The following is a 21212-nucleotide window of genomic DNA, read 5'->3' on the forward strand; positions in this document are numbered from 1 at the left end:
TGTTTTGCCATGGTGTACGGGTGCTTGTTACGGATGAATTGTTGATGAATGTATGCTAAATATTTTAGTAAATCTACCCAACTAAATGCCCCTTTCAAAACCTTGCACCCTCTTTATTTATACACATGTAGGCCACTTCTAATATCATTAAACCCTCCGCGTCTCTGCGTGAAACCAAAAGCCCCGGCTTTCTCCTAATCCCAATACCCTAATTCCCAATTCCATCTCTCTTCATTGAACATTGAGTATCGAAAATTGAGCATTGAACATTTCCTCCCTTCTATATTCATCATTCCTTGTTCCTTGTTCATTATTCTCTCCCTCCTCTCTCCCAGGTTTCTTGTACCTCTCCTGTACCTAATCTGTACCTCTTCTGTAGGTAAGTCCGTACCATCTGCACTGCTAAAGCCCTCTACCTGCCTTCCACATTCACTACTGCTCCCACCATCCTCCCACCATCCTCCTACACTCCTCCTACCGGCATCCATAAATCCTAAAATAAAATCGTAATAATCAGAGCCGAAAAATGCTCTCAAAGTGAAGAGGTTGAAATGTACTTATTCTCCCTTTTAGGCAACAGCAGATGCTGAAACAAGTTCAGCATGACAGCGAGAGACAATATGAATAGCAGTTTGTTTTATAGCCGTAGTCTCTGAGATCCTTCGCTATCGCTCGGGATGACAAAAGCAAGAGGCATTATGATTGGCAGTCTGGTTGAGAAGGGAGGAATGAAACCTGACATCAGAAACTTGAAACGATATCTGCGTCATCTGCAGCACATCCTCTGTCAACTTATAAACTAGTCAACCTGTTAACTTGTCAACTCTTCTTCTCATAACCCTTCTCCATCCTAAAAATCCTAGTTCTCCTTATTCTCTCTAAATCCCGGTTCAGACAAATTAGGCTGCCACCACCTGTTCTGGTTCTGCTATTTTCTTTCCTTGGTATTTAGAAAATACAAACTGCAGCGCCGTACTCATCTGAAGTAAAGTGTTGGGTTTAACTAAGTAAAAGTCGGCGCCTAGCTCTTCACATTTTTCCTGGTCACCTGTATAGGCAGACGTAGAACAAATGATAACAGGTATATGGCGCAGTGTATCTATATTTTTTAACTCTGCTAAGCATTCCATACCATTCATGATCGGCATATTGATATCTAAAAAGATAAGGTCGGGTAACACAGCATTTTCCTGGCGCAGCAGTTTTAAGGCTTCTAAACCATTAGAGGCAAACTGACGCTGTATGGTAGGATCAATAAGACCAGTGGCTTCATTAAAAATAGCCTGGTCATCCGCATCATCATCTATAAAAAGAACCACATTGGGTAGCATCATATTTGTAGAATTTATTAGTAGTTAAATGATGGGACAGGATTAGTTTTTAAAAGCGCGCCGCAAAGATATTTGAAATTAACAGAGTAGGTAAGAAAAAACTCTTAATAATTGTTAATTGATAAATGTTGAAAAACAGTTGTTGAGCTTATGCATCGATTTGATAATCAATTAAATATAGCGGAACATTTAGAAGGGACAGGCTGGTTCATTATCCACAGCTGTAAAGACAGCGCATTTAGCAAACATGAGGTAATAGGTTGTCAATAACTTATACCACAATTTGGCACGCATCCCTGCTGTAGACTCTGCTACGCAAAAAAACTTGCATAGCTCATCATTTTGGGGTATATTAGTAGAGCTCCAGTCCTTTTTAAGCAAAAATCCCCCTATTTCATTACGGCACTTTTTTTATTAGTAGAAAGTATAGCCATTTCCAAATCTGTCTCTTGAAAAATACTGTTAGTGCTTTTTTCCTCCCTGTGTTGACCCTTAACACATTTGATTTATTAACCAGTAAAACAATCATCATGAGAGAGAATCAGAACGAAATGGGCCAACAGAAGTCTAAAAGAGGCTTTGCTGCCATGGATAGAGAAAGACAACGTGAAATAGCAAGAGAGGGTGGAAAAGCAGCCCATCGCCAAGGTGTTGCTCATCGTTGGACATCTGAAGAAGCCCGTGAGGCTGGCCGTAAAGGCGGAGAGCGTTCTCGTAACAGCCGTCAGGGTGGTGCTGAAAGTAGAGGGCCAAATGAGGGTATTCTATAAATAGAGTTCACTAAGTCACATTAATCTGAAAATTCTAAGTAAAAGCTGGGGCATGTACCTGGCTTTTACTTCGCTACACTTTGTATTGGTGTATACTATAGGAGGTATTTCTATCTCTTCAGCACCCCTTTATTAATGCCGTGCTCTTCAAACGTTACGCCTGTATACTTACGCTTATCCGCTTCAAAAACATCGGAATGCGACAACAGGTGCACAATCATATTGCCTATAGAGATCGGCATGCCATCGCGTATCTCTGAAATATTATTGAAGTGTATTTTACTGCCATCTAGTATCACTACACTACTAGAACCAATAGCTTTAAATAGGCATCCCTTCTCAATGATAACACCTGTGTCTTCACCTAATCCTAAGCCAATAGCACCAGGTTGTTCTGCTATAGCCTGCGCTAATCGTCCAAAACGACCACGTTTATCAAAGTGGGTATCTATAATCACATTGTTGAGAAAACCAAAGCCCAGGCTAAACATCACTTGTCCTTTAAAGTAAGATCGTGTGGGGTTACCACCACAGATCATGTTATTGCTCATAGCAGCTGCACCGGCACTGGTTCCGGCTATCACAATAGCTTCATCCATATAGCGAGCTTTCAATCTTTCCAATATGGTTGTTCCGCCTAGTATAGAACACAAGCGTAGTTGATCACCTCCGGTGAACATGACAATATCACATTCGTTAATACGCTTGATCAACTCGTCATTAGCTGCGGCATCCCGCTTACAAACTTTTAAATGACCAATTTGCTTACACCCTAATTTTTTAAAGGCTTCTTCATATTGAGCATAATATTCGTCAGGAATGGAGGATGCCGTTGTGATGACCTCAACAACGGGTGCTTTTTTCTTAGCTAGTGCCACCACGGCATTTAAAATACCATACTTCGTAAAATCCAGTTCATGCTCTTGTCTTTCCTGGTCGTCTATTCCTCTATCTTCTGCGCCGCCAATAGCTACCAGTATACCTTTTGGATGAGTCATAAAATTAAGGTGTATTAAAAAGCAGTGTTTCGAAAAAGCATGCCACCCGTGTTTAACAAAAGGAAAATACACGCAATAGAAATTTGGCATAAAGATTTAATTGGAAGAAGGAATAAAAAACCCAGGAGGGAATGCATGCTACTCGACAATATGATTGTATTGCGTGGGCCCAATTATTGGTCCACCAAGCATCACCAACTCATAGTGATGAATGTCAATTTTAGCAACACTCAATTCTTATCACAAACCATTATAAATGATACCTGCAACCAACTACAAAAACTATTTATAGCTTCCAATACAGAGCCTCCTGCTTTTTTAATAAAAGACAATAATGCAGCTACTTCTTTAGCGCAATGCCTGGCCCAGCTGGCTATTGGGCTGCAGCAAGCTGCTGGTATGCCTGTAACTTATTATGCTGTAGAAGCGGCTAACAAGCCGGATTGTTACTCCATAGTCTTTGAGTATACAGATGAAGAGGTTGGACGCATTACGGCTCAAAATGCGATAAGGATTTTTGAGAACTGTCATCGTGGAGAAACTTGTTCTATTAAAGAAGAAATAGCTACTATAAAGAAAGTATGGCAGGCCAACCGGCTTGGCCCTAGTACACACTCGATTGTACAAGAAGCGTTGCAGCGGCGTATACCTGTAATGCGATTGGATGATAATGCCTATATACAATTGGGCTATGGCGCCAATCAAAAGCGCATAGAGGCTACCGTTGCCAACACTACTGGCTGTCTGGCTTCCGATAAAGCCTGTAATAAGCATGAGACCAAACATTTGCTGGCCGATGCCCTGATACCTGTTCCTGCTGGTGTGATCATAGAAAAAGAAGAAGAGCTAGCCAATGCCATTCAGGAAGTCGGTTATCCATTAGTGTTAAAGCCATTAGATGGGCAGCAAGGAAAAGGAGCTGCTATCAATATAAAGACAGAAAGCGAGGCTGTTGAAGGATTTAAGCGTGCAAAACAACACGCACCAAAAGTAATAGTAGAAAAATACATTGTGGGGTGTGACTTCCGTGCGTTGGTGATTGACTACAAGTTTGTGGCTGCAGCAAGGCGTACGCCCGCCGCCGTTATAGGGGATGGTAGACATACCATTCGGGAGTTGGTAGAAATAGCTAACAATGATCCCCGTCGTGGTGATGGCCATTGTAATGTATTAACCAAGATTATTCTTGACGATGCGGTAGATGAATTGCTGGCCAAAAGAAATTATACTGTGCAAGCAGTACCGCCAAAAGGAGAGGAAGTATGGTTGAAAGCAACAGCTAACCTAAGTACTGGTGGTACAGCTACTGATGTAACAGATTGGGTACATCCGGCCAACCGTATTTTATTTGAGCGTATTGCGCGAACCATAGGCCTGGATATTTGCGGTATTGATATTATGGCACCTGATATAGAAACACCAATCGTTGAAAATGGTGGTGCTGTTATAGAAGTGAATGCCGCACCCGGTTTCCGCATGCACCTGGAACCTACGTATGGGCACCCTCGTAATGTAGCTGCACCTGTAATAGATATGCTGTTCCCGCATGGCGATAGCCGGATTCCAATAGTAGCGGTAACTGGCACTAACGGTAAGACCACCACGACACGCCTGATTGCCCGCATGGCGCAGCAGGCTGGATTCAATACCGGCTATACCAACACTGATGGTATTTACATTAACACAGAGCGTATTTATAAAGGTGATTGTGCAGGGCCAGGTTCTGCACAAGTGCTGCTGAAAGATTCATCCATAGAATTTGCTGTTCTGGAAAGTGCCCGTGGCGGTATTTTACGCTCTGGATTGGCCTTTGATCAATGTGATTGTGCCGTAGTGACCAATGTGGCAGAAGATCACCTGGGGTTAAATGGTATAGACACGCTAGAGCAACTGGCCCGTGTGAAGGCGGTTGTGCCTAAGAGTGTAAAACGGCATGGCTATGCTGTTTTGAATGCTGATGATGATCTCGTGTATGCCATGAAAGAAGAACTGTCTTGCAACATTGCCCTGTTCTCTTTGTATGCGGATAATGTGCGCATACAGAAGCATTGCGAGGCAGGCGGATTGGCAGCTATCCTAGATGAAGGATATCTTATGATCCGAGATGGCAACCGCTTGATTCCAGTGGAATTAGTAGAGAATATACCATTGACCTATGGAGGGAAAGCGCTATTTAATGTTGCCAATGTGTTGGGCGCAACGCTGGCGGCCTATGTATCAAACCTTAGTATGCCAGCTATCCGCTGCAGTTTGCGAAACTTTATCAGCTCGCCGGAAACAACTCCGGGTAGACTGAACTTCTTTGATTTTGGGGAGTTTAAAGTACTGATGGATTATGCGCATAACCCACATGGCGTGCGGGCATTAGGCGAATTTTTAAAGGATATACCTGCTACAGAAAAGATAGGCATTGTAACAGGTATAGGCGACCGGCGTAATGAAGATATTATAGCCTTAGGGAAGGAAGCGGCTCTGGTCTTTGATACCGTTATCATTCGCTATGACGATGATTTGCGTGGTAGAACCGACTTTGAGATTGGTTCACTATTGCGGGCTGGTATTCAAAGTGTAAAGAGAAATACCAAGGTGTTATTCTCCACAGGCGAAGTGGAATCGGTAGACTATGCCCTCTCTCTGGGCAAGCCCGATTCTTTGGTGGTAGTATTGGTTGATAAGGTGGATAAGGTGTTTCACCACATCTCCCAAAGGCAGAAAGCGCGCATGGAGCAAAAGATGTCGGCGTAGAGGGAGGTCTGCGCGGCGAGGGGCAAGCAGAATATTGAACAAGGAACAAGGAATAATGAAGGAAGAAGGAAGCTAAGAGAAAGAAAAGAGTGGAAGGAGATAAGGAGGGAAATGATCAATGCTCAACGCTCAATGTTCAAGGTGCACTTAAAAAAGAAAGGAAAATAAAAAAGCACTCCTTGAATAGGAGTGCTTTTGTTTTATAAAGAGGTTGGCTGTTTGGCTGTTTGGCTTGCAGCGTGCAGCGTATAGCTTGCAGCTTCCCTCTCAAGCATCACCTCCCACGTTTCACAATGGGCTGTTTTGCTTGGAGCTTACAGCGTGAAGCTTGCAGCTTCCCTCTAGCATGCATCAAACCAATCAATAGTCGGTGGCGCCGGAAAAATTTCCTCATCCTGCTGATCGTGGATGGTAGAATATTGTCCCATATAGCGGTTGCAATGGGGGCAGTAAACCTCGCGGATGTGCAACGGCTCGATCTCTTCGCTTTCTTTAAGCTGAAAGCCATGACCCTGCCAGCCACAGGTAGGGCAATACATTTCTTCGTTCTGATAATGGCAGTGGCTTACAAGTGTAAACATTTAAAATGAGTTGAAGCTGGAAAAACAGTACTGGCTTTAACATTCTGCTTCAAAACTTGTTCCCAATTACTAACAAGTTATTAAAGAAGGGAAAGGCTAACGGTTAGATAATATAGTTTTAGGGATTATTGGCTACTTTTGACAGGCAAAAAAAAAGCCCATCTGTAGAAACAGCGGGCGTAAACGATTGCTTGCTATATGAATGTAAAAAACTTAAAGTCGCGTTTGAATCAGTGGCGTTTAGGTTTGCTTACCTGTTTGCCGAACTTGATAGCACAAAAATAAAGTGCGGCGGACACCATTTTCATACAATCTATATCTTGTTTTACAACTTGCAAAGGGTTTCTGTTTTGTTAAAACCCTTGCTGGTATTGAGTTTTAGTCGAAAGGAGTTACGATGCCCAACCGTTCTATAGATACTGTGTTTCAATTGGTACAATCGCTTCAAAAAGCCGAAAAACGTGCTTTTAAGCTCTACATTACCCGAAATTCGGGTAATGCGGACCTGAAAGTCATTCAGTTATTTGATGCTATGGACAAGCTGAGTGATTATGATGAAACCCTTTTACTTAAAAAAGTACCGGCTGTAAAAAAGCAGCAGCTTTCTAACCTGAAAGCCCATTTATATAAAGAGATCCTTTCCAGCCTTCGTCTGCTGAAGACTGATGATAATATTGACATCCAGCTGCATGAGCAACTGGATTTTGCCCGTATTCTCTACAATAAGGGGCTTTATCACCAAAGCCTGAAGATCTTAGATCGTTTGAAAGAACAGGCGCGGTTATACAACCAGGATAGCTTCTTGATACAGATCATTTCATTAGAAAAGAAAATAGAAACACTGCACATTACGCGCAGTATACAGGACAGGGCTGATCAGTTGGCCATTGAGGCCAATGATATTCATGAAAAGCGCCGCGTTATTACGCAGCTGTCAAACCTGGCCTTGCAGCTATACAGCTGGTATGTAAAGAATGGCCATGCCCGTAATGAGAACGATGAAGAAGATATCAAGGCCTTCTTCCGCAGCCATCTTCCCGAGAAGCCCTTTGAGCTTACAGGTTTCTACGAGCGTTTATACCTTTATCAAAGCTATTGCTGGTATGCCTTTATCCGTCAGGATTTTCTGATGTACTACCGCTATACGCAGAAGTGGGTGGACCTGTTTGCCGAGCAATCCTTCATGATTGAAATTGAAACAGGGCATTATATTAAGGGGTTGCATAACTTATTGAATGCGCATTTTGATTTGCGTAATGATTACCAGTTTGAGCGTACCCTGCAGGAGTTTGAGGCTTTTTCCGAAACGGCTGTTTGCCAGCAACACGATAATACCCGTATTCAAACCTTTATTTACCTCAATATTGCCCGGTTTAACCGGCATTTTATGAGAGGCACATTTGAAGAAGGGTTGAAGATGGTGCCTTTTATAGAAGAAAAACTGGAAGAGTATCATCCATTCCTGGACCGGCACCGCATCCTGGTATTTTATTATAAAATAGCCTCCTTATATTTTGGAAATGGTAACTACAGCAAGGCTATCGACTACGTTCAGCAAATCATTAACTGGAAAGTAGACTTGCGTAATGACCTACAATGCTATGCGCGATTGTTGTATTTGATGTCGCACTATGAGCTGGGGAACTTTGAAATCTTGGATTCCCTGACTCGCTCTGTGTATCGCTTTATGTCGAAAATGGAGACGCTGACCAAGGTAGAAGAGCACATGTTCCAGTTTTTGCGTAACACTACTTTATCACCTCGCCAGCTTAGGCCGGAGTTTCAGAAATTATTGGATAAGATCAAGGGACTGGAAAAGAATCGTCATGAAACCCGATCTTTTGCTTATTTAGATATTATCTCCTGGCTGGAAAGTAAAATTAATGACAAGCCAATGCCCGTGGTGATTGCTGAAAAGTATCGCCAGCGCAAGCATCGTCGCTAAGTTGCCGCTGTCTCCTAAAGGGGAACTTAGGTCACAGCGGTTGTTGTTTCGAGAAACAGTATTTTAGAACTAAGTATAAATTGTATAAATAAAAGCACCCCAATAAGGAGTGCTTTTATTTATAAGCTAACATTATTCTTTCAGAAACCCACTCACCATTCATCACTCACGTCTCATCACTCACCACTCACCATTAAGCCTTATCCTGATCTCCAATCATGTTAACACTGCGCTCAACAAATGCTGTTAGGTCAGCTCCTTTCAGCATGCCTTGCGATAGTAAGGCCAGATCGAAAGCTTGTTTTGCTAAAGCTGTTTGCTGTGCCTCATTGCCGGCATTTAAGATGCGGTTGATCAACTTGTGATTTCCATTGATGGCTACTTTGTAAGTGTCGGGCAATGCACCATAGAACTGCATGCCACCGCCGCCCATACGAGCCATTTCTTTCATGCGGCGCATCCATTCTTCCATAGTAATGGTAACTGGCAGTTCATCGGCCGATAAGCCTTCTACCGTTACACTCATATTGCTGTTGTTGATAGCCTTTTCAAAGATCTCTTTCACCTTGTTAGACTCGTCTTCTGTCAACACATGGCTTAAGCTATCATCTTTTTGAATCAGGCGATCCAGTACATCTGCATCAACACGCTTGATGGATACCTTTTCTAACTTCGTTTCAAGGTGCTGGATAAAGTGGTTGTCTAAAGGTGAGTCCATTACCAGCACATCGTAGCTACGCTTAAGTGCTGATTGGATAAAGGCATCTTGCTTTTCAGCATCGTTAGTATATAAGTATACAACGCGACCTTCTTTATCTGTTTGAAGCGCCTTTACTTTCTCGTTATACTCGTCTAAGGTGTAAAACTCTTTCTTGGTATTGGTTAACAATAAAAAGTCTTTAGCTTTCTCATAGAACTTCTCCTCGCTGATAGCACCATATTTTACAAACAGGCCAATATCGCTCCACTTCTCTTCATAGGCTTTGCGGTCTTTGCGATAAAGCTCACCTAGTTTATCGGCTACTTTACGTGTGATGTAAGAGTTGATCTTCTTTACATTGCTATCAGCTTGTAAGAAGGAGCGGCTAACGTTCAATGGAATATCCGGAGAGTCAATAACACCGTGTAACAGCATCAGGAACTCAGGAACAATATCTTTTACTTCGTCGGTAATGAATACCTGGCGGCTGAACAATTTGATTTTGTTGCGCTGGAATTCAAACTCGTTCTTCAGTTTAGGGAAGTACAATACCCCTGTCAGGTTGAAAGGATAATCTACATTCAGGTGAATCCAGAACAGTGGGTCTTCTGCCAGTGGATACAGCTCGTGATAAAAGTTCAGATAATCTTCATCGTTTAGCTCAGAAGGCTGTTTGGTCCAGATAGGGTTGGGGTTGTTGATGATGTTATCAATTTCCACCTGCTTGTACTTGGTTTCACCTTGCTCATCTTCACCATCAGGCATACTGGTGGTGCGGGTACCAAACTGAATAGGTACAGGTAAGAACTTGGCATACTTGTCCAGAATTTCCTGGATGCGGTGCTTTTCTAAAAATTCCTCGTTCTCGCTGTTGATATAGAGGATAATATCAGTACCTCTTTCTGTACGGTTGCCATCTGTGATCTCAAACTCGGTGCTGCCATCGCAGATCCAACGGGCAGGTTCTGCACCCTCCTGGTAAGACAGGGTTTGAATTTCTACCTTGTCAGCCACCATGAAGGCAGAGTAGAAGCCCATACCAAAACGGCCAATGATCTCATTTGCATCTTTGGCTTCTTTGAACTTCTCCATGAATTCGGTAGCACCAGAAAAAGCGATCTGGTTGATGTATTTCTTGATCTCCTCGGCGGTCATACCAATACCTCTATCTGAGATGGTAATGGTCTTTGCGTTCTCATCTACAGAAACAATTACGCGCAGGTCGCCCAGCTCTTTATTATATTGACCTAAAGAAGAAAGACGCTTTACTTTTTGGGTAGCATCTACAGCGTTACTTACCAGCTCGCGCAGGAAGATCTCGTGATCCGAGTACAGGAATTTCTTAATGATTGGGAAAATATTCTCGGTATGAATGGAAATGGATCCTTTCTCTTGTACCATAGTATATGATTTGTTCTTTGTTATTAGAGTTATATCAATTTAAATTAAGTAGTGCGTTTATCTGATGACAACTGGCTGTTGATAGTTGCCAACTGTCCACTGTCCACTAATTACGCCATCCCTTATTGAAAAAAAGTAATAGTCCTTGCCCATCAAGGCTTGTTCCAAAGAGGGGAATCTTGTCAGATTGACAGCAATATTAGGGTGTTTGCTGGTAAAGCTTACCGTTGATCAGCATGGACTTGTCATTCTTTCTGATTACTGACGGCGCTTTAGACACTATCATCGCTGATGCGACAGGTTATGCTTGTCTGAAATTATCCTTTACTTCTTTGATATGAAGCGGCTGGTTAAATTGGCTTTCCAGCTTTTTCATGGTTTTGGAGGCAGTAAGCCCATGTAACACTAAGGATAAGAGAACGATAAATGCCACGATGGCCCAAAGCTGGTGCATCAACGGGAAACGGGTTTTTTCAAATGCAAAAGCCAGGTAAAAAAAGGAGCCCATACCGCGGATACCAAAAAAGCTGATGCCCAGTTTTTCTTTCAAGTGTAAATGGCGTGTGCCGATCAAGCCAAGCAAACCTGCTACAGGTCGTATCAATAGTACAAAACCAAAGGAGAATACGACCATGGGCAAGGTCAAGGGTTTTAAAATGCCGCCTACAATACTGCCGCCAAAAAGAATGAGTACAATGGCTAATAGTATGCGTTCAATTTGGTCGGTAAAGTCGTGCAGCTTGCGGTGATAATTATGGCCAAGCTCATAGTTGCGCAGCGTAATGGCCGTTACAAAAACGGCGATAAAACCATATCCCTTTACCATTTCGGTTAAGCCATAAACTAAAAGTGTTGCTGATACTGCTACAAAGCCATCGCGGATCACCACAAAGTTTCTCTTTTCAGGCAGGTAGAAAACCAGGCGGGCTAGGAGCAGGCCGATGCCTACGCCGCAAGCAACACCAGCAGCCAGGCGGTACAAAACATCGCGGGTAAACCATAAAACCAGGTTTTCGGAACTGCCGCCAATACCTATGGCTGCTACTATGATGGCCAGCCAGGTAAAGGGGAATGCCATGCCGTCGTTCATGCCGGCTTCTGCCGTGAGGGAGAAACGAACGTTATCCTTGCTCTTTTCCAACGGTGGACCCACTTGTACATCAGAAGCCAATACAGGATCGGTTGGAGCTAATACGGCACCTAACAAAAGAGAAGAGGCGAGATCAAAACCCAATAACCAATGAGCCACCCATGTCACAGCGGCAATACATACAATCATGGTAAAGGTGATCAGCCGGAAAGGAACCGCCCAACTTTTTAATGAAAAAGGTTGATCGATCTTAAGCCCCGTACCCATTAGGGAGATGATCACTACCAATTCTGTCAGGTGTAGGGCTTCCTTATCATGAAGTATAGGATTGGGCTTAGGTAAGTGATCCACCAATTCGTAAAGAGCTATACCAAATAGTACATAAATAATGGAGTAGGAGATTTGGGTTCGCTCCGTTATAGACGGCATCCAGGCCATGCCCAATGCCGCAATTCCAATAAGGGTTATGCTAATGATATAACTATCCACGCCCTGCACTTCCAAAAAAGGTGCCTTTGTATGAAAACTGGTCTTGAACTTTGGATATAAAAGAAAATACCGGCCTTAAAGGCCGGTATTTTAAATTTCCCGTATCACATTGCCGATTGCCGATTCTCGACTCCCGACTCACGGTTGTCCCCTCACTGCTGAGGTTCAGTTTCTTTCTTTTTCTTTTTGAAAGGGTTAAAGCCTTCAATAAGCCCCTTACCGGTTTCCTTTAAGTTGTTCTTAATATCTGTGTTGGTGGGATTAGTAGTATCCTTACCTAAGAGCTTGTTTTTGATCTCATTGCCAGCTGCTTGCACCACCTGGTTTTTTACGGATTGCAGGGTGTCTTTGACAGCTGTTTTAATTGCGGTTTTGGTACTGTCTACTTTTTGCTGGGCAAAATCAAGTGTTTGTTGTTTAAGATCAGCAACAAGGTCGTTACCTGCTTGTTTCAGATCTGTTTGAAAAGTTGGTTTTAATAAGGTGCCACCTACTTTTACATTCAGGTCTACTACATCGCTGACTTTGGCAGGTACACCTTTTTTGTTAGCCTGCGCCACTAGGTTGTTTACCAGTTGGTTTCCTTTATCACCCATCAGGGCGCGTGGCACTTTCAGGTTCAACCCATACGCCAGGGATTGGTCCAGACCGTGCATGCCACCAATTTCCATGTCAATATCTTTTACATTCAGCTTAAAGGGTTTGATAGCTACCTTACCATTGGCAAACTCAATACGATTCTTAACATCTTTGAGTGTAATGGTTTCCAGTTCTTTAATATTTAAAGTGCGGGCCAAGCCTTCTACGGGGGCAAACTTTTTTAGAACGCCTTCTAATAACAACAGGTTGCCTTGTCCGGTTAGTGAATTCAGATCAGGCATCATGTTTTCACCCAGCTTTCCTGTCATGCTCATTTGAGAAGACACCTTGCCAGATAGGAACTTAGCAATGGGCATTAACATTTGAACAGTATTGAAAGCATTAAACGTCTTTTCAATGTTCAATCCTTTAACGTCATAAGCCATGCTGATATCCGGATGCTGTTTGTCTACCTTGGTAGAGTAGGAGCCGTTAACGGCCATGCTGCCATCCAGCGCGTTGGCTGATACGTTTTGCAGGTGTACTGTTTCATCCGCAATACGTAGTTTACCCGAAAGATTATCTAGGTCCACTTTGTCATAACGAACTTTATCCACTTGAGCGTTGATATCAAAGTTGATATTATTAGGTACCAGGAAAGGAGCTGAGGTAGTACTGGATGTAGAAGTGGTTGTTGCGGTATCTGTTGATACACCCATCCAGTCATTCAGATTTACCCGGTCTGCTTTTACGGTTAGCTGTCCATCCAATGGTTGGTTGTTCAGCATATATGGTAGTAGGTTGTTTAATACACCATTACCAGCAAAGTTGGTATTCAGGTATTTCCCATTGATATTATTTAAGGTAACATTCTTTGGATTGAATGTCAGTAGCAGATTGTTTAAAGCTACGCCATCAGGGTAATCTTTAGAAGCATAGAGAAAGTCTTTCAATTCCATGGTGCCGGCCGCCTGGAAGTTTTCATACTGTTGCTTTTGGAGTGCTTCCATGGTTCCCTTTACAGCTACATCTGCATTGAGTAATCCTGTCAGTTTAGTACCGGCCTCCATTTTAGCAAACTCTGTAACCTTAGAAAGGTTCAGACTGCCTTTGGCTGCGGCATCTATAAACAATTGACTTACAGGATTCTTAATCAACAAGCGGAAGTCAAAAGGTGCATTGTCCATTTCTATGTGGCCTTTGTGAATGTCAACCACTGTATGATCGGCTACACCATCTTTATTTTCAATCTGTAGGGCCAGGTGGATGTTCTGTAGGGGCTTTGGAAGGTCGGGGTATTGGAAAAATCCATTCTCAATGCCTAGGTTAAGCGCATAGGCTGGAAGCTCTGTGGCAGAGTAGCGGCCTTTTACAAAGCCATTGAAAATGGCCTTGCCGCTTGTTTTTACTTTATCAAAATCGTGCTGGTAGACAGCAGGAATAAGAGACAAGAAATGCTTGAACTCAGTAGAAGGCGCTTTAAAGGCAATGTCCATATTATAAGTACTGTCGTTTACAAGCTGAAAGAATCCTTCCGTAGCTAATGAAAGCGCGTTAATATGTATGTCATCTGTTTTAAAGCGGTATGTGTTGGTTTTGTTATCTACTTCAATATCTGCAGCAAGCGATGTTTTTACCTTGGCCAGGTAAGGAATGGCGGCATAGGTAAAATTGATAGCATCGGAAGATGTAGATGTTTTCAATGTGAAAAGATCGGAGCTAAAGTCGCCGCTGCCTTCATGATTCAAGTTGTCAACGGACAGGTGCATATTGGAAACTTCGTCATCATACCTGATAAACCCCTTGGTGATGGCATAATGCTGCAAGGCCAGTTGAAAGGAAGTGGTATCGGTGGATGGTGTAGCTGCAGCGGTGTCCGGTTTGGTAATATCCCAGTTGGCCTTACCATCTGCTCCTACAATAGCATGTATGCGCGGTTCGTCAATAGTAATACTGTATATTTTATACTCTTTGCCATTGAGAAGGCTGTTGAAGTTGACAGCTACATCTATAGATTGAGCAGCTAATAAAGTATCCTTGGCAAATATGCCAGTGCCCACTACCTGTAGATCTTCTATGGAAACGGCCACTTTAGGAAAATGGCGGATGAAGGAAATGTCTATATCCGAAAAGTCGACTTTTGCTGTCAAGTTTTCGTTGATCTTTTCCTTTGCCAGTTTAATGATCTTGCCTTTGAAGAGGAAAGGGGCTGCAAATGCTATTGCCAATAAGATTACAAAAGAGATAGCGGTGATTTTAAGCCCTTTTTTTAATGCTGTCATAGGGATTGGGTTTAGCGGGTCGATTTAGATGACCTTTTTCAAAAATAGGCAAAAAAAAGTACCCTGTAGAAGGCGCGCTTCGCGCTGGTTGGTTTCGCGCAGAGGCGCAGGGAGTGCAGAGAGAGAGGAACCACAGAGATACTGGGGCAGGGAGGGGCACAGAGGAACTGTGGCTTGCAGGTGGCGCAGATAAGCTCAGAAGAAGTTGCAGGTGTCTGGTTTCACTCTTTCCTGCTCAACCAGCCTGCTAGTCATAACGCCTCTTGCTTTTGTTATCCAGAGCGATAGCGAAGGATCTCAGAGACTACGATTTTACAACAAACTGCTATCATAGTAACACTTGCCTGTCACTCTGAACTCGTTTCAGGGGCTGCTCCTGTGCCAACGGAACTGTCGGAATACATTCTATCTACTCCATTTTTTTATTGTTGCTTAAACCATCCATGAACTTCTAAGTAAATGTTCCTTAGCCTATAATTCTCGAAGTGTAAGCTGCATGTTGATAAAGACAATAGGGTTGAAAGGGCGACTTGGAAGCAAAAGACTCTATAAGCATTAGATAGTACAATCTGAATACAATGTGTTTTCCTTCTGTCGAAGTATACTGCGAGGAAATGACAAATAGTATACGCTAACAAAGCTGCAGCGTTCTACCGTCGCCATACCAGTTGCGGAGCTCCGTTACTGTTATACCTTCTTCGATTAAATATTCGATAGTAAAGGGGCTATATCAATTCGTTTTAAATAAGGTTCTAGATCATGGGTGTCCTCAAATCCCTTAATGATTACACACTTATCTTTATCCTTTGGGTAAAAGAGCTCAACATAAAAACTATTAAGTTGAAACAGTAATACCGTATAATCCATAAAAAGGCGACTGCTTAAATAAATGCCATCGTCTAATACCATTTCCTGTTGGGCTATCTGCTCCAGCACACTAAATTCCTTCAACTGCATAGCTCACTTGGTTTATAGTGGGCAGTCACAAAGAAAATGCCGTTGAGCAAAAATGCTTTGGTTTTACATCTTGGTACGTATTCTGTATACCGGGGAGGTATTCCTTCCTCAGTGTGGATGGTAATAGCGGTCTGGTTTCTACACCTGGGAATAAATAATCCTCTTTTCAATAGAAAAAGGCCTATTTGTAAGCGGAACATAGTAAAGGCATTGTCTTTGATTTATAGAGCATAGGTGGAATTGATGATGAATACGGAGTAGTGCTATAGGTTAGTTGTAGAAATGAATAATGTAGGGGAAAACCAAGAGCCGCCCCAGTAATGTAAAGATGCGAATGCAGGTAGCGATTATGAATGTAAAGAGAAGAATGAACGCATTGGATTAAATTAAAACAGGCGGTTCACATGTTAACTGACACTTTAATCGTCAGGGCCCTATGTCGCAATAAAACGCATTAAACTTTGTGGTGGATGGTGCAGAAGGATTGGGTGAAAGGTAGTCGTAAGGCTACCTTTCTTTGTTAATCTATAACTCAATTGTTTGAATGTTTTAGTTGCTACTAAAAGTTATGCTGTTATAGAGCTTTATCTAACACCAATACCTTAAAGTAAAGCCTAAATCCTAAAGCCATACACTGAGCGCAGTCCAAAGCCACATCAGGGCAAAAAGTAGAAAAGATAAATAGTGATGGAACACTTACACACCACGTCCGCTAGTCCAGTTTATCATACTATCCAAACAATCCGCGGTCAAAAAAGCCCTATGAAAATAGGGCTCGGAATCAAAAACATGCCGACTTTATAAGATCGACCTGATAAAACTGTATAAAAAGGTTTCGTATCTATAAGAGAGAAGCCAAATTGGTTAACGTGACATTTAAAAGACTTCAACAACAGGCTATCTCTGCTTTTATTTAATAAAGAAAAGGCACAACCGCTGCTACATAATAATTACCGCCAGCATATACTTCTCTAATGGCCTTTAACATCTCCTCCGGATTGCTGTGCTTTAAAAGATATCCATTGGCTCCAGCTTCCCGCATGGCCTTTACCATTTGAGGTTCATCCAAGAGGCTAAGCGCAATAACTTGAATTGTTGGAAAGCGCTCTCTGATGATCTTGGTAGCCGTTAATCCATCCATAATGGGCATTTGGATATCGGTTAAGACAATATCTGGTTTGAGGATTTCTGCTTTTTGTATTAAATCATTGCCGTTTTGCGCCTCGCCTATCACTTCAATATCTGGGTGCAGATTTTTCAACATCCAAACAATACTGCTTCTAAACAACGCATGATCTTCTGCAATTAAGAGACGAATAGGGGTTCTCACTAAGTTCGAATTAAAACACAATTGTACAGCTTGATCCAATAAAAAACAACCGTAATTGTACTGAGATATTACATGCTCGTAAAATTACGGTTGCGGCTATGGTGAAATTACGCTGTGGCCTTCCTGGTGCAGGTTTTGGTAGAACGCAACCTAATTACCACACCTTTCGACACGTAATTTTCTTATTCAATTTTTAAGTGGATTTACTATCCCGTTTCTATCAGTTATTTAGAACCCGGTTTGGAAATAAACCGTTTCCAAAGTTGCATAATGAATTCGTTGTTCTCCTCCGTCGTAGTTTCATCTTTAATAATTAATAAATTATTATCGTCAGGAGAGGAGGATGGGAAAAGTTCTGTAAGTCGGCCTAAATACAAATTGTAGAGCTGTTGGTAGTGGACATACAAATAATCCATGAAGTTTGGTAAACGGTAGGGGTGAAACATAAGTTTTCGTTTTTATTATAGATTTAGAAATAATCAATAAAGCTGCACTACATGGCACATTTAAATATAAAAAAAGTCATTGCCTTTTACACTTAAACGCTCAGATTGGCAGTTGGTAGTGGTGGGAAAGTAACGTAATGAAAAATTAGGAAAAAAACTGATCAATTACTAAAAAACGAGAAGTAGTTTATAATATTATATTGCGGGCCTTTTTTAATGTAATTTATAGCTATGCAAATTCCTCAACAGCCAGATGCTTCACTTCTTTTAGACCTTGTAAAAACAAAAATGCCTTTTGGCAAATACAAGGATCGGCTGTTGTGCGACTTACCAGTATCGTATTTGGAATGGTTTAGCCGGGAAGGCTTTCCTAAAGGTAAGCTGGGTATGCAGTTGCAAACCCTCTACGAAATTCAGTTAAACGGCTTGGGTGCTTTATTAGAGCCACTAAAAAAGATGTAAACCTTTATAATCTGAGGCTGGTGAAAAGAGCCCTATAAAAATAGGGCTCGGAATCAAAACATACCGCTCATATGAAAGCAGCGACGTTAACTGTAAAATCTTTCTTGTAGTTTCTGTTGAAAATGGGCGATGCAGATAACTTATTCCCAACTTCCTTTATTGTGATTTGTAATCTTATCGAACAAACGTTGACACCTGATGATATAGGAGCTCCCATGAACTTGCCCAGCAAGTTTCTAAGAATTGGCCATTTCCATATGTTTGAACGATTCCATAGAAGGGTAGGTTTCATTGGGTGAAGTCCGTTTGCTATAAAGCTCTTATGAAACAAGGATGCAAACAGCGGTAAGCTTTGTGAATTGTGCAATTTATTCTATGAACTGTTTAAAAGGTAGTTGAAATGTGCAGGTTGAAAGTTGCATTGTTACCTTTTGGACTAACGATCACTATCAGCTATAATCAGTATGCCCTTGGTACTACTACGTAATTTAAAAATTGCGTTCTATTTGTTTGTCATCTGCTAAAAGGAAAAGATAGATTTACGGCTTTATACAGGGGATAAAATGATCCTCTAATTTTTTAAAGCTAATTCTATCAAAATGCTGCGTCTCTTATTCTTAATTGCCTTATTCTCTATTTATACAACTGCATCTGCAAAGAGGCTATCTAATAATAGTGATAGCACAAATCCGCCGCAAATTTCAGAAGGTGTTCTACGCACTCGTGTTTCTTTTCCTAATAACCCTATGAATGAGTTGCTATCGTTAATTGACTTTTCTAAGGGCAATATTCAAGATCAATTACGCCGGTTACAAGACGCACAGCAAAGCGAAACGTATGCAAAGAAAATAGAGGCTCAAATTGGTAAAATGACAGCCGCTGAGCAACAAGCAATGGGGCAAATGATGATGGCTGCGATGATGAGTCCTCTTTATGCAACTATTAATTTTGACCAGGAAAAAGCATTAGCCAAAGCTTTTGCTCTTAATTATACCTTGGAAAGTTTTATGAATACCCAAGAGGGAAAGGGTAAAATGGTAGCAATTGCCAACGATAATAATAATTCAGCTGCTATTACATTCTCTGCTAAAAACTTGCAGGAGGCTTGGCAGAAAGAACAAGTTGATGCCAAACAATACAATATACAATGGCTTAATACAGTTGAAGTGGTTAGTGGATTGCCTTGCAAAAAAGTGGTTTATACATATAAAGGAGGAAAGGATAAGGCTGGTCAGTTGGTGGCATATAAACTTATAGCGTGGTATTCTTCACAAATCAGCAACCGGATCAATTTTGCCCATCCATTTTACTTAGATATACCAAATGGTGTTTTAAAAATTGAAGTACTTTATGATGCCGCTGGTAAAAATCGTATGTTATATGAAGTAACTGCCATTGAACAGAAAAGATTACGTGCTTCAGACTTTGTACTAACGGATATTCACCCTGTTGAAGATTGGGATGCAAACCCTGTACAAGCTTCCATGAATATGTTGAATGTGTTTATGAGTCAAGCGAAGAATGACCAATAAGTAAATATGAAAAATAGCTACTTTTAAGATACTCATTTGTAGCTTAAACAATGGCCCAACCAAGATTAGCTGCGTTTTTCCGGTTAGCTTATATCGGATTTGCCTTATTTTTTGTATTGCAAATACAAGTTGCGCAAGCACAATTGTGCAATGGTAGCTTAGGAGATCCGGTAGTCAATATCACTTTTGGCCGAGGGCTTTCCCCTGGCCCTCCACTTCCGGCTTCTGTTACATCCTATAAATACATCACTACTGATTGTCCGGATGATGGTATGTATGCCTTGCGAAATGCCTCAAATAATTGTTGGGGCAGTTGGCATAATTTGCCATCAGACCATACCGGCGACCCTCAAGGCTACTTTATGTTGGCCAATGCAACGTTTGCACCAGGAGACTTTTATGTCGATACGGTAAGAGGACTTTGTGGCAATACAACTTATGAGTTTGCGGCCTGGCTGATGAACCTTGTTCGTACACCAAATCAAATTCAACCCAATGTTACATTTAGCATCGAAAAAACGAATGGTACTGTTCTTGGCATGGTACAAACGGGAGACATTGCCAGTTCTGGTAGTCCGCAGTGGAAGCAATACGGCTTAAGCTTTAAAACACCTCCAGGGATTTTTGAAATAGTGTTAAGAATGCGTAACAATGCACCGGGTGGTGTTGGTAATGACCTGGCATTAGATGATATTACGTTTCGGCCTTGCGGCTCTGCTCTACGTTCAACTATTGTTGGCAATATGGATACTGTAAATATTTGTGAGGGTGATCCAACTTCTTTTACGCTAAATGCTAACAGCACCTCTTTTTTTTCAACCCCTCTGTATCAATGGCAGCTGAGTAAAGATAGTGGCCAAACATGGATGGATGTTCCTTTGGGAGTAAACTTAAGCCTGCAGACAGGCCCTCTTAATAAAGGCTTCTATTGGTATAGGATGACAGCTGCTGAGGAAGAAAATATGAACTTGAATTCTTGCCGCATCGCGTCAAATAGTGTGGTAATTAATGTGCATGGAAAACCAGTAGTAAATGCAGGCCCTGACAAAGTAGTTTTTAAAGGATTTACTGCAGTTTTAGATGGACAGATTAGTGAGGGTTTTACCGATTTTACATGGCAACCGGCACAATATATAGCGAATGAAAACACACTGTCACCTACCATATTCCCTGACAAAGACGTGATATTTAGATTAAGTGCGGCTACTCCTGCGGGCTGTAAGGCTAGTGATGATGTTTTTATAAAAGTTGTCGGAGGTATATATATCCCAACCTCTTTTACGCCTAATGGAGATCAGGTTAATGATGTGTGGCGAATACCTTATTTGCAATTTTTACCCGATGCAGAAGTCTGGGTGTTTAACCGGTATGGTCAAATGGTTTATCACAGTAAGAATACATCGGCAGAATGGGATGGTACGTACCATGGAAAGCAGCAGTCTACAGGTGTATTTATATACCAGGTAAAACTTAAAAAAGATACTCCCCCTTTAAAAGGAACTTTGACATTAATCAGGTAGATAGGTGAATGACTGCTGCAGCTGTATTTAATATTAAAATAAGTTAGCTAACAC

16 protein-coding genes are annotated in these 21212 nt (G+C 41.7%); 6 read left to right on the top strand and 10 right to left on the bottom strand.

Annotated elements, in window-relative coordinates; translation table 11 throughout:
* Positions 1–194 precede the first annotated feature (194 nt).
* Complete coding sequence (locus SY85_RS23100) at positions 195–536, bottom strand: hypothetical protein (RefSeq protein ID WP_066408262.1); 342 nt, start codon at positions 534–536, stop codon at positions 195–197.
* A gap of 363 nt (positions 537–899) precedes the next feature.
* The gene (locus SY85_RS23105) at positions 900–1334 is read right to left on the bottom strand and encodes a response regulator (RefSeq protein WP_082886663.1); all 435 of its coding nucleotides are present in this window, start codon (positions 1332–1334) and stop codon (positions 900–902) included.
* Positions 1335–1861: 527 nt separating this feature from the next.
* On the opposite strand from SY85_RS23105, the gene SY85_RS23110 reads away from it, so the two are divergent.
* The gene (locus tag SY85_RS23110) at positions 1862–2101 is read left to right on the top strand and encodes a KGG domain-containing protein (RefSeq protein ID WP_082886664.1); all 240 of its coding nucleotides are present in this window, start codon (positions 1862–1864) and stop codon (positions 2099–2101) included.
* 110 nt (positions 2102–2211) lie between these two features.
* On the opposite strand, the gene SY85_RS23115 is transcribed toward SY85_RS23110, so the two are convergent.
* The gene (locus tag SY85_RS23115; protein WP_066408265.1) at positions 2212–3099 is read right to left on the bottom strand and encodes a cyanophycinase; all 888 of its coding nucleotides are present in this window, start codon (positions 3097–3099) and stop codon (positions 2212–2214) included.
* Between the two features lie 135 nt (positions 3100–3234).
* Between SY85_RS23115 and cphA the strand changes: the two genes are divergently transcribed.
* Positions 3235–5844, top strand: coding sequence for a cyanophycin synthetase (cphA, locus tag SY85_RS23120; RefSeq protein WP_066408267.1), 2610 nt, complete (start codon positions 3235–3237; stop codon positions 5842–5844).
* Between the two features lie 341 nt (positions 5845–6185).
* Here cphA and SY85_RS25515 read toward each other — a convergent pair whose 3' ends face one another.
* Positions 6186–6425 carry a hypothetical protein gene (locus tag SY85_RS25515; RefSeq protein ID WP_148661268.1) on the bottom strand — a complete coding sequence of 80 codons (240 nt, stop codon included), beginning with the start codon at positions 6423–6425 and terminating at the stop codon, positions 6186–6188.
* Positions 6426–6822: 397 nt separating this feature from the next.
* On the opposite strand from SY85_RS25515, the gene SY85_RS23130 reads away from it, so the two are divergent.
* Entirely contained in the window at positions 6823–8370 is a 1548-nt protein-coding gene (locus SY85_RS23130; protein WP_066408273.1) for a hypothetical protein, read from the top strand.
* Positions 8371–8563: 193 nt separating this feature from the next.
* Here the strand turns inward: SY85_RS23130 and htpG are convergent, their stop codons facing one another.
* The 6 genes from htpG to SY85_RS25520 form a co-directional block, all read right to left on the bottom strand.
* Positions 8564–10471 (bottom strand): molecular chaperone HtpG, encoded by a 1908-nt coding sequence (gene htpG, locus SY85_RS23135; RefSeq protein WP_066408276.1) that lies wholly within the window; start codon positions 10469–10471, stop codon positions 8564–8566.
* Between the two features lie 301 nt (positions 10472–10772).
* Positions 10773–12059 (bottom strand): cation:proton antiporter, encoded by a 1287-nt coding sequence (locus tag SY85_RS23140; RefSeq protein WP_226999101.1) that lies wholly within the window; start codon positions 12057–12059, stop codon positions 10773–10775.
* A gap of 143 nt (positions 12060–12202) precedes the next feature.
* Positions 12203–14911: an AsmA family protein gene (locus SY85_RS23145; protein ID WP_066408278.1), complete on the bottom strand. Its 2709-nt coding sequence runs from the start codon at positions 14909–14911 to the stop codon at positions 12203–12205.
* Positions 14912–15613: 702 nt separating this feature from the next.
* Complete coding sequence (locus SY85_RS23150) at positions 15614–15868, bottom strand: hypothetical protein (RefSeq protein WP_066408280.1); 255 nt, start codon at positions 15866–15868, stop codon at positions 15614–15616.
* A 913-nt stretch (positions 15869–16781) separates the two neighbouring features.
* The gene (locus SY85_RS23155; RefSeq protein ID WP_071892087.1) at positions 16782–17198 is read right to left on the bottom strand and encodes a response regulator; all 417 of its coding nucleotides are present in this window, start codon (positions 17196–17198) and stop codon (positions 16782–16784) included.
* Positions 17199–17422: 224 nt separating this feature from the next.
* Positions 17423–17644, bottom strand: a complete 222-nt coding sequence (locus SY85_RS25520; protein WP_148661269.1) for a hypothetical protein — start codon at positions 17642–17644, stop codon at positions 17423–17425.
* A 231-nt stretch (positions 17645–17875) separates the two neighbouring features.
* On the opposite strand from SY85_RS25520, the gene SY85_RS23160 reads away from it, so the two are divergent.
* From SY85_RS23160 to SY85_RS23175, 3 genes are all read left to right on the top strand, one after another.
* Positions 17876–18106, top strand: a complete 231-nt coding sequence (locus SY85_RS23160; protein WP_066408284.1) for a DUF3820 family protein — start codon at positions 17876–17878, stop codon at positions 18104–18106.
* Positions 18107–18705: 599 nt separating this feature from the next.
* The gene (locus SY85_RS23170; protein ID WP_066408288.1) at positions 18706–19638 is read left to right on the top strand and encodes a hypothetical protein; all 933 of its coding nucleotides are present in this window, start codon (positions 18706–18708) and stop codon (positions 19636–19638) included.
* 50 nt (positions 19639–19688) lie between these two features.
* The gene (locus tag SY85_RS23175; protein WP_066408290.1) at positions 19689–21158 is read left to right on the top strand and encodes a T9SS type B sorting domain-containing protein; all 1470 of its coding nucleotides are present in this window, start codon (positions 19689–19691) and stop codon (positions 21156–21158) included.
* Positions 21159–21212 lie beyond the last annotated feature (54 nt).

It is taken from the genome of Flavisolibacter tropicus, from assembly GCF_001644645.1.
In the GTDB taxonomy this organism is placed as follows: Bacteria; Bacteroidota; Bacteroidia; order Chitinophagales; family Chitinophagaceae; genus Flavisolibacter; species Flavisolibacter tropicus.

What these genes read in the sequence shown, in the direction of transcription:
- SY85_RS23175 (WP_066408290.1), top strand. Translation starts at nt 19,689, where the DNA reads ATGGCCCAACCAAGATTAGCTGCGTTTTTCCGGTTAGCTTATATCGGA.
- SY85_RS23105 (WP_082886663.1), bottom strand. Translation starts at nt 1,334, where the DNA reads ATGATGCTACCCAATGTGGTTCTTTTTATAGATGATGATGCGGATGAC.
- SY85_RS23145 (WP_066408278.1), bottom strand. Translation starts at nt 14,911, where the DNA reads ATGACAGCATTAAAAAAAGGGCTTAAAATCACCGCTATCTCTTTTGTA.
- SY85_RS23170 (WP_066408288.1), top strand. Translation starts at nt 18,706, where the DNA reads ATGCTGCGTCTCTTATTCTTAATTGCCTTATTCTCTATTTATACAACT.
- htpG (WP_066408276.1), bottom strand. Translation starts at nt 10,471, where the DNA reads ATGGTACAAGAGAAAGGATCCATTTCCATTCATACCGAGAATATTTTC.
- cphA (WP_066408267.1), top strand. Translation starts at nt 3,235, where the DNA reads ATGCTACTCGACAATATGATTGTATTGCGTGGGCCCAATTATTGGTCC.
- SY85_RS23160 (WP_066408284.1), top strand. Translation starts at nt 17,876, where the DNA reads ATGCAAATTCCTCAACAGCCAGATGCTTCACTTCTTTTAGACCTTGTA.
- SY85_RS25515 (WP_148661268.1), bottom strand. Translation starts at nt 6,425, where the DNA reads ATGTTTACACTTGTAAGCCACTGCCATTATCAGAACGAAGAAATGTAT.
- SY85_RS23150 (WP_066408280.1), bottom strand. Translation starts at nt 15,868, where the DNA reads ATGCAGTTGAAGGAATTTAGTGTGCTGGAGCAGATAGCCCAACAGGAA.
- SY85_RS23115 (WP_066408265.1), bottom strand. Translation starts at nt 3,099, where the DNA reads ATGACTCATCCAAAAGGTATACTGGTAGCTATTGGCGGCGCAGAAGAT.
- SY85_RS25520 (WP_148661269.1), bottom strand. Translation starts at nt 17,644, where the DNA reads ATGTTTCACCCCTACCGTTTACCAAACTTCATGGATTATTTGTATGTC.
- SY85_RS23110 (WP_082886664.1), top strand. Translation starts at nt 1,862, where the DNA reads ATGAGAGAGAATCAGAACGAAATGGGCCAACAGAAGTCTAAAAGAGGC.
- SY85_RS23130 (WP_066408273.1), top strand. Translation starts at nt 6,823, where the DNA reads ATGCCCAACCGTTCTATAGATACTGTGTTTCAATTGGTACAATCGCTT.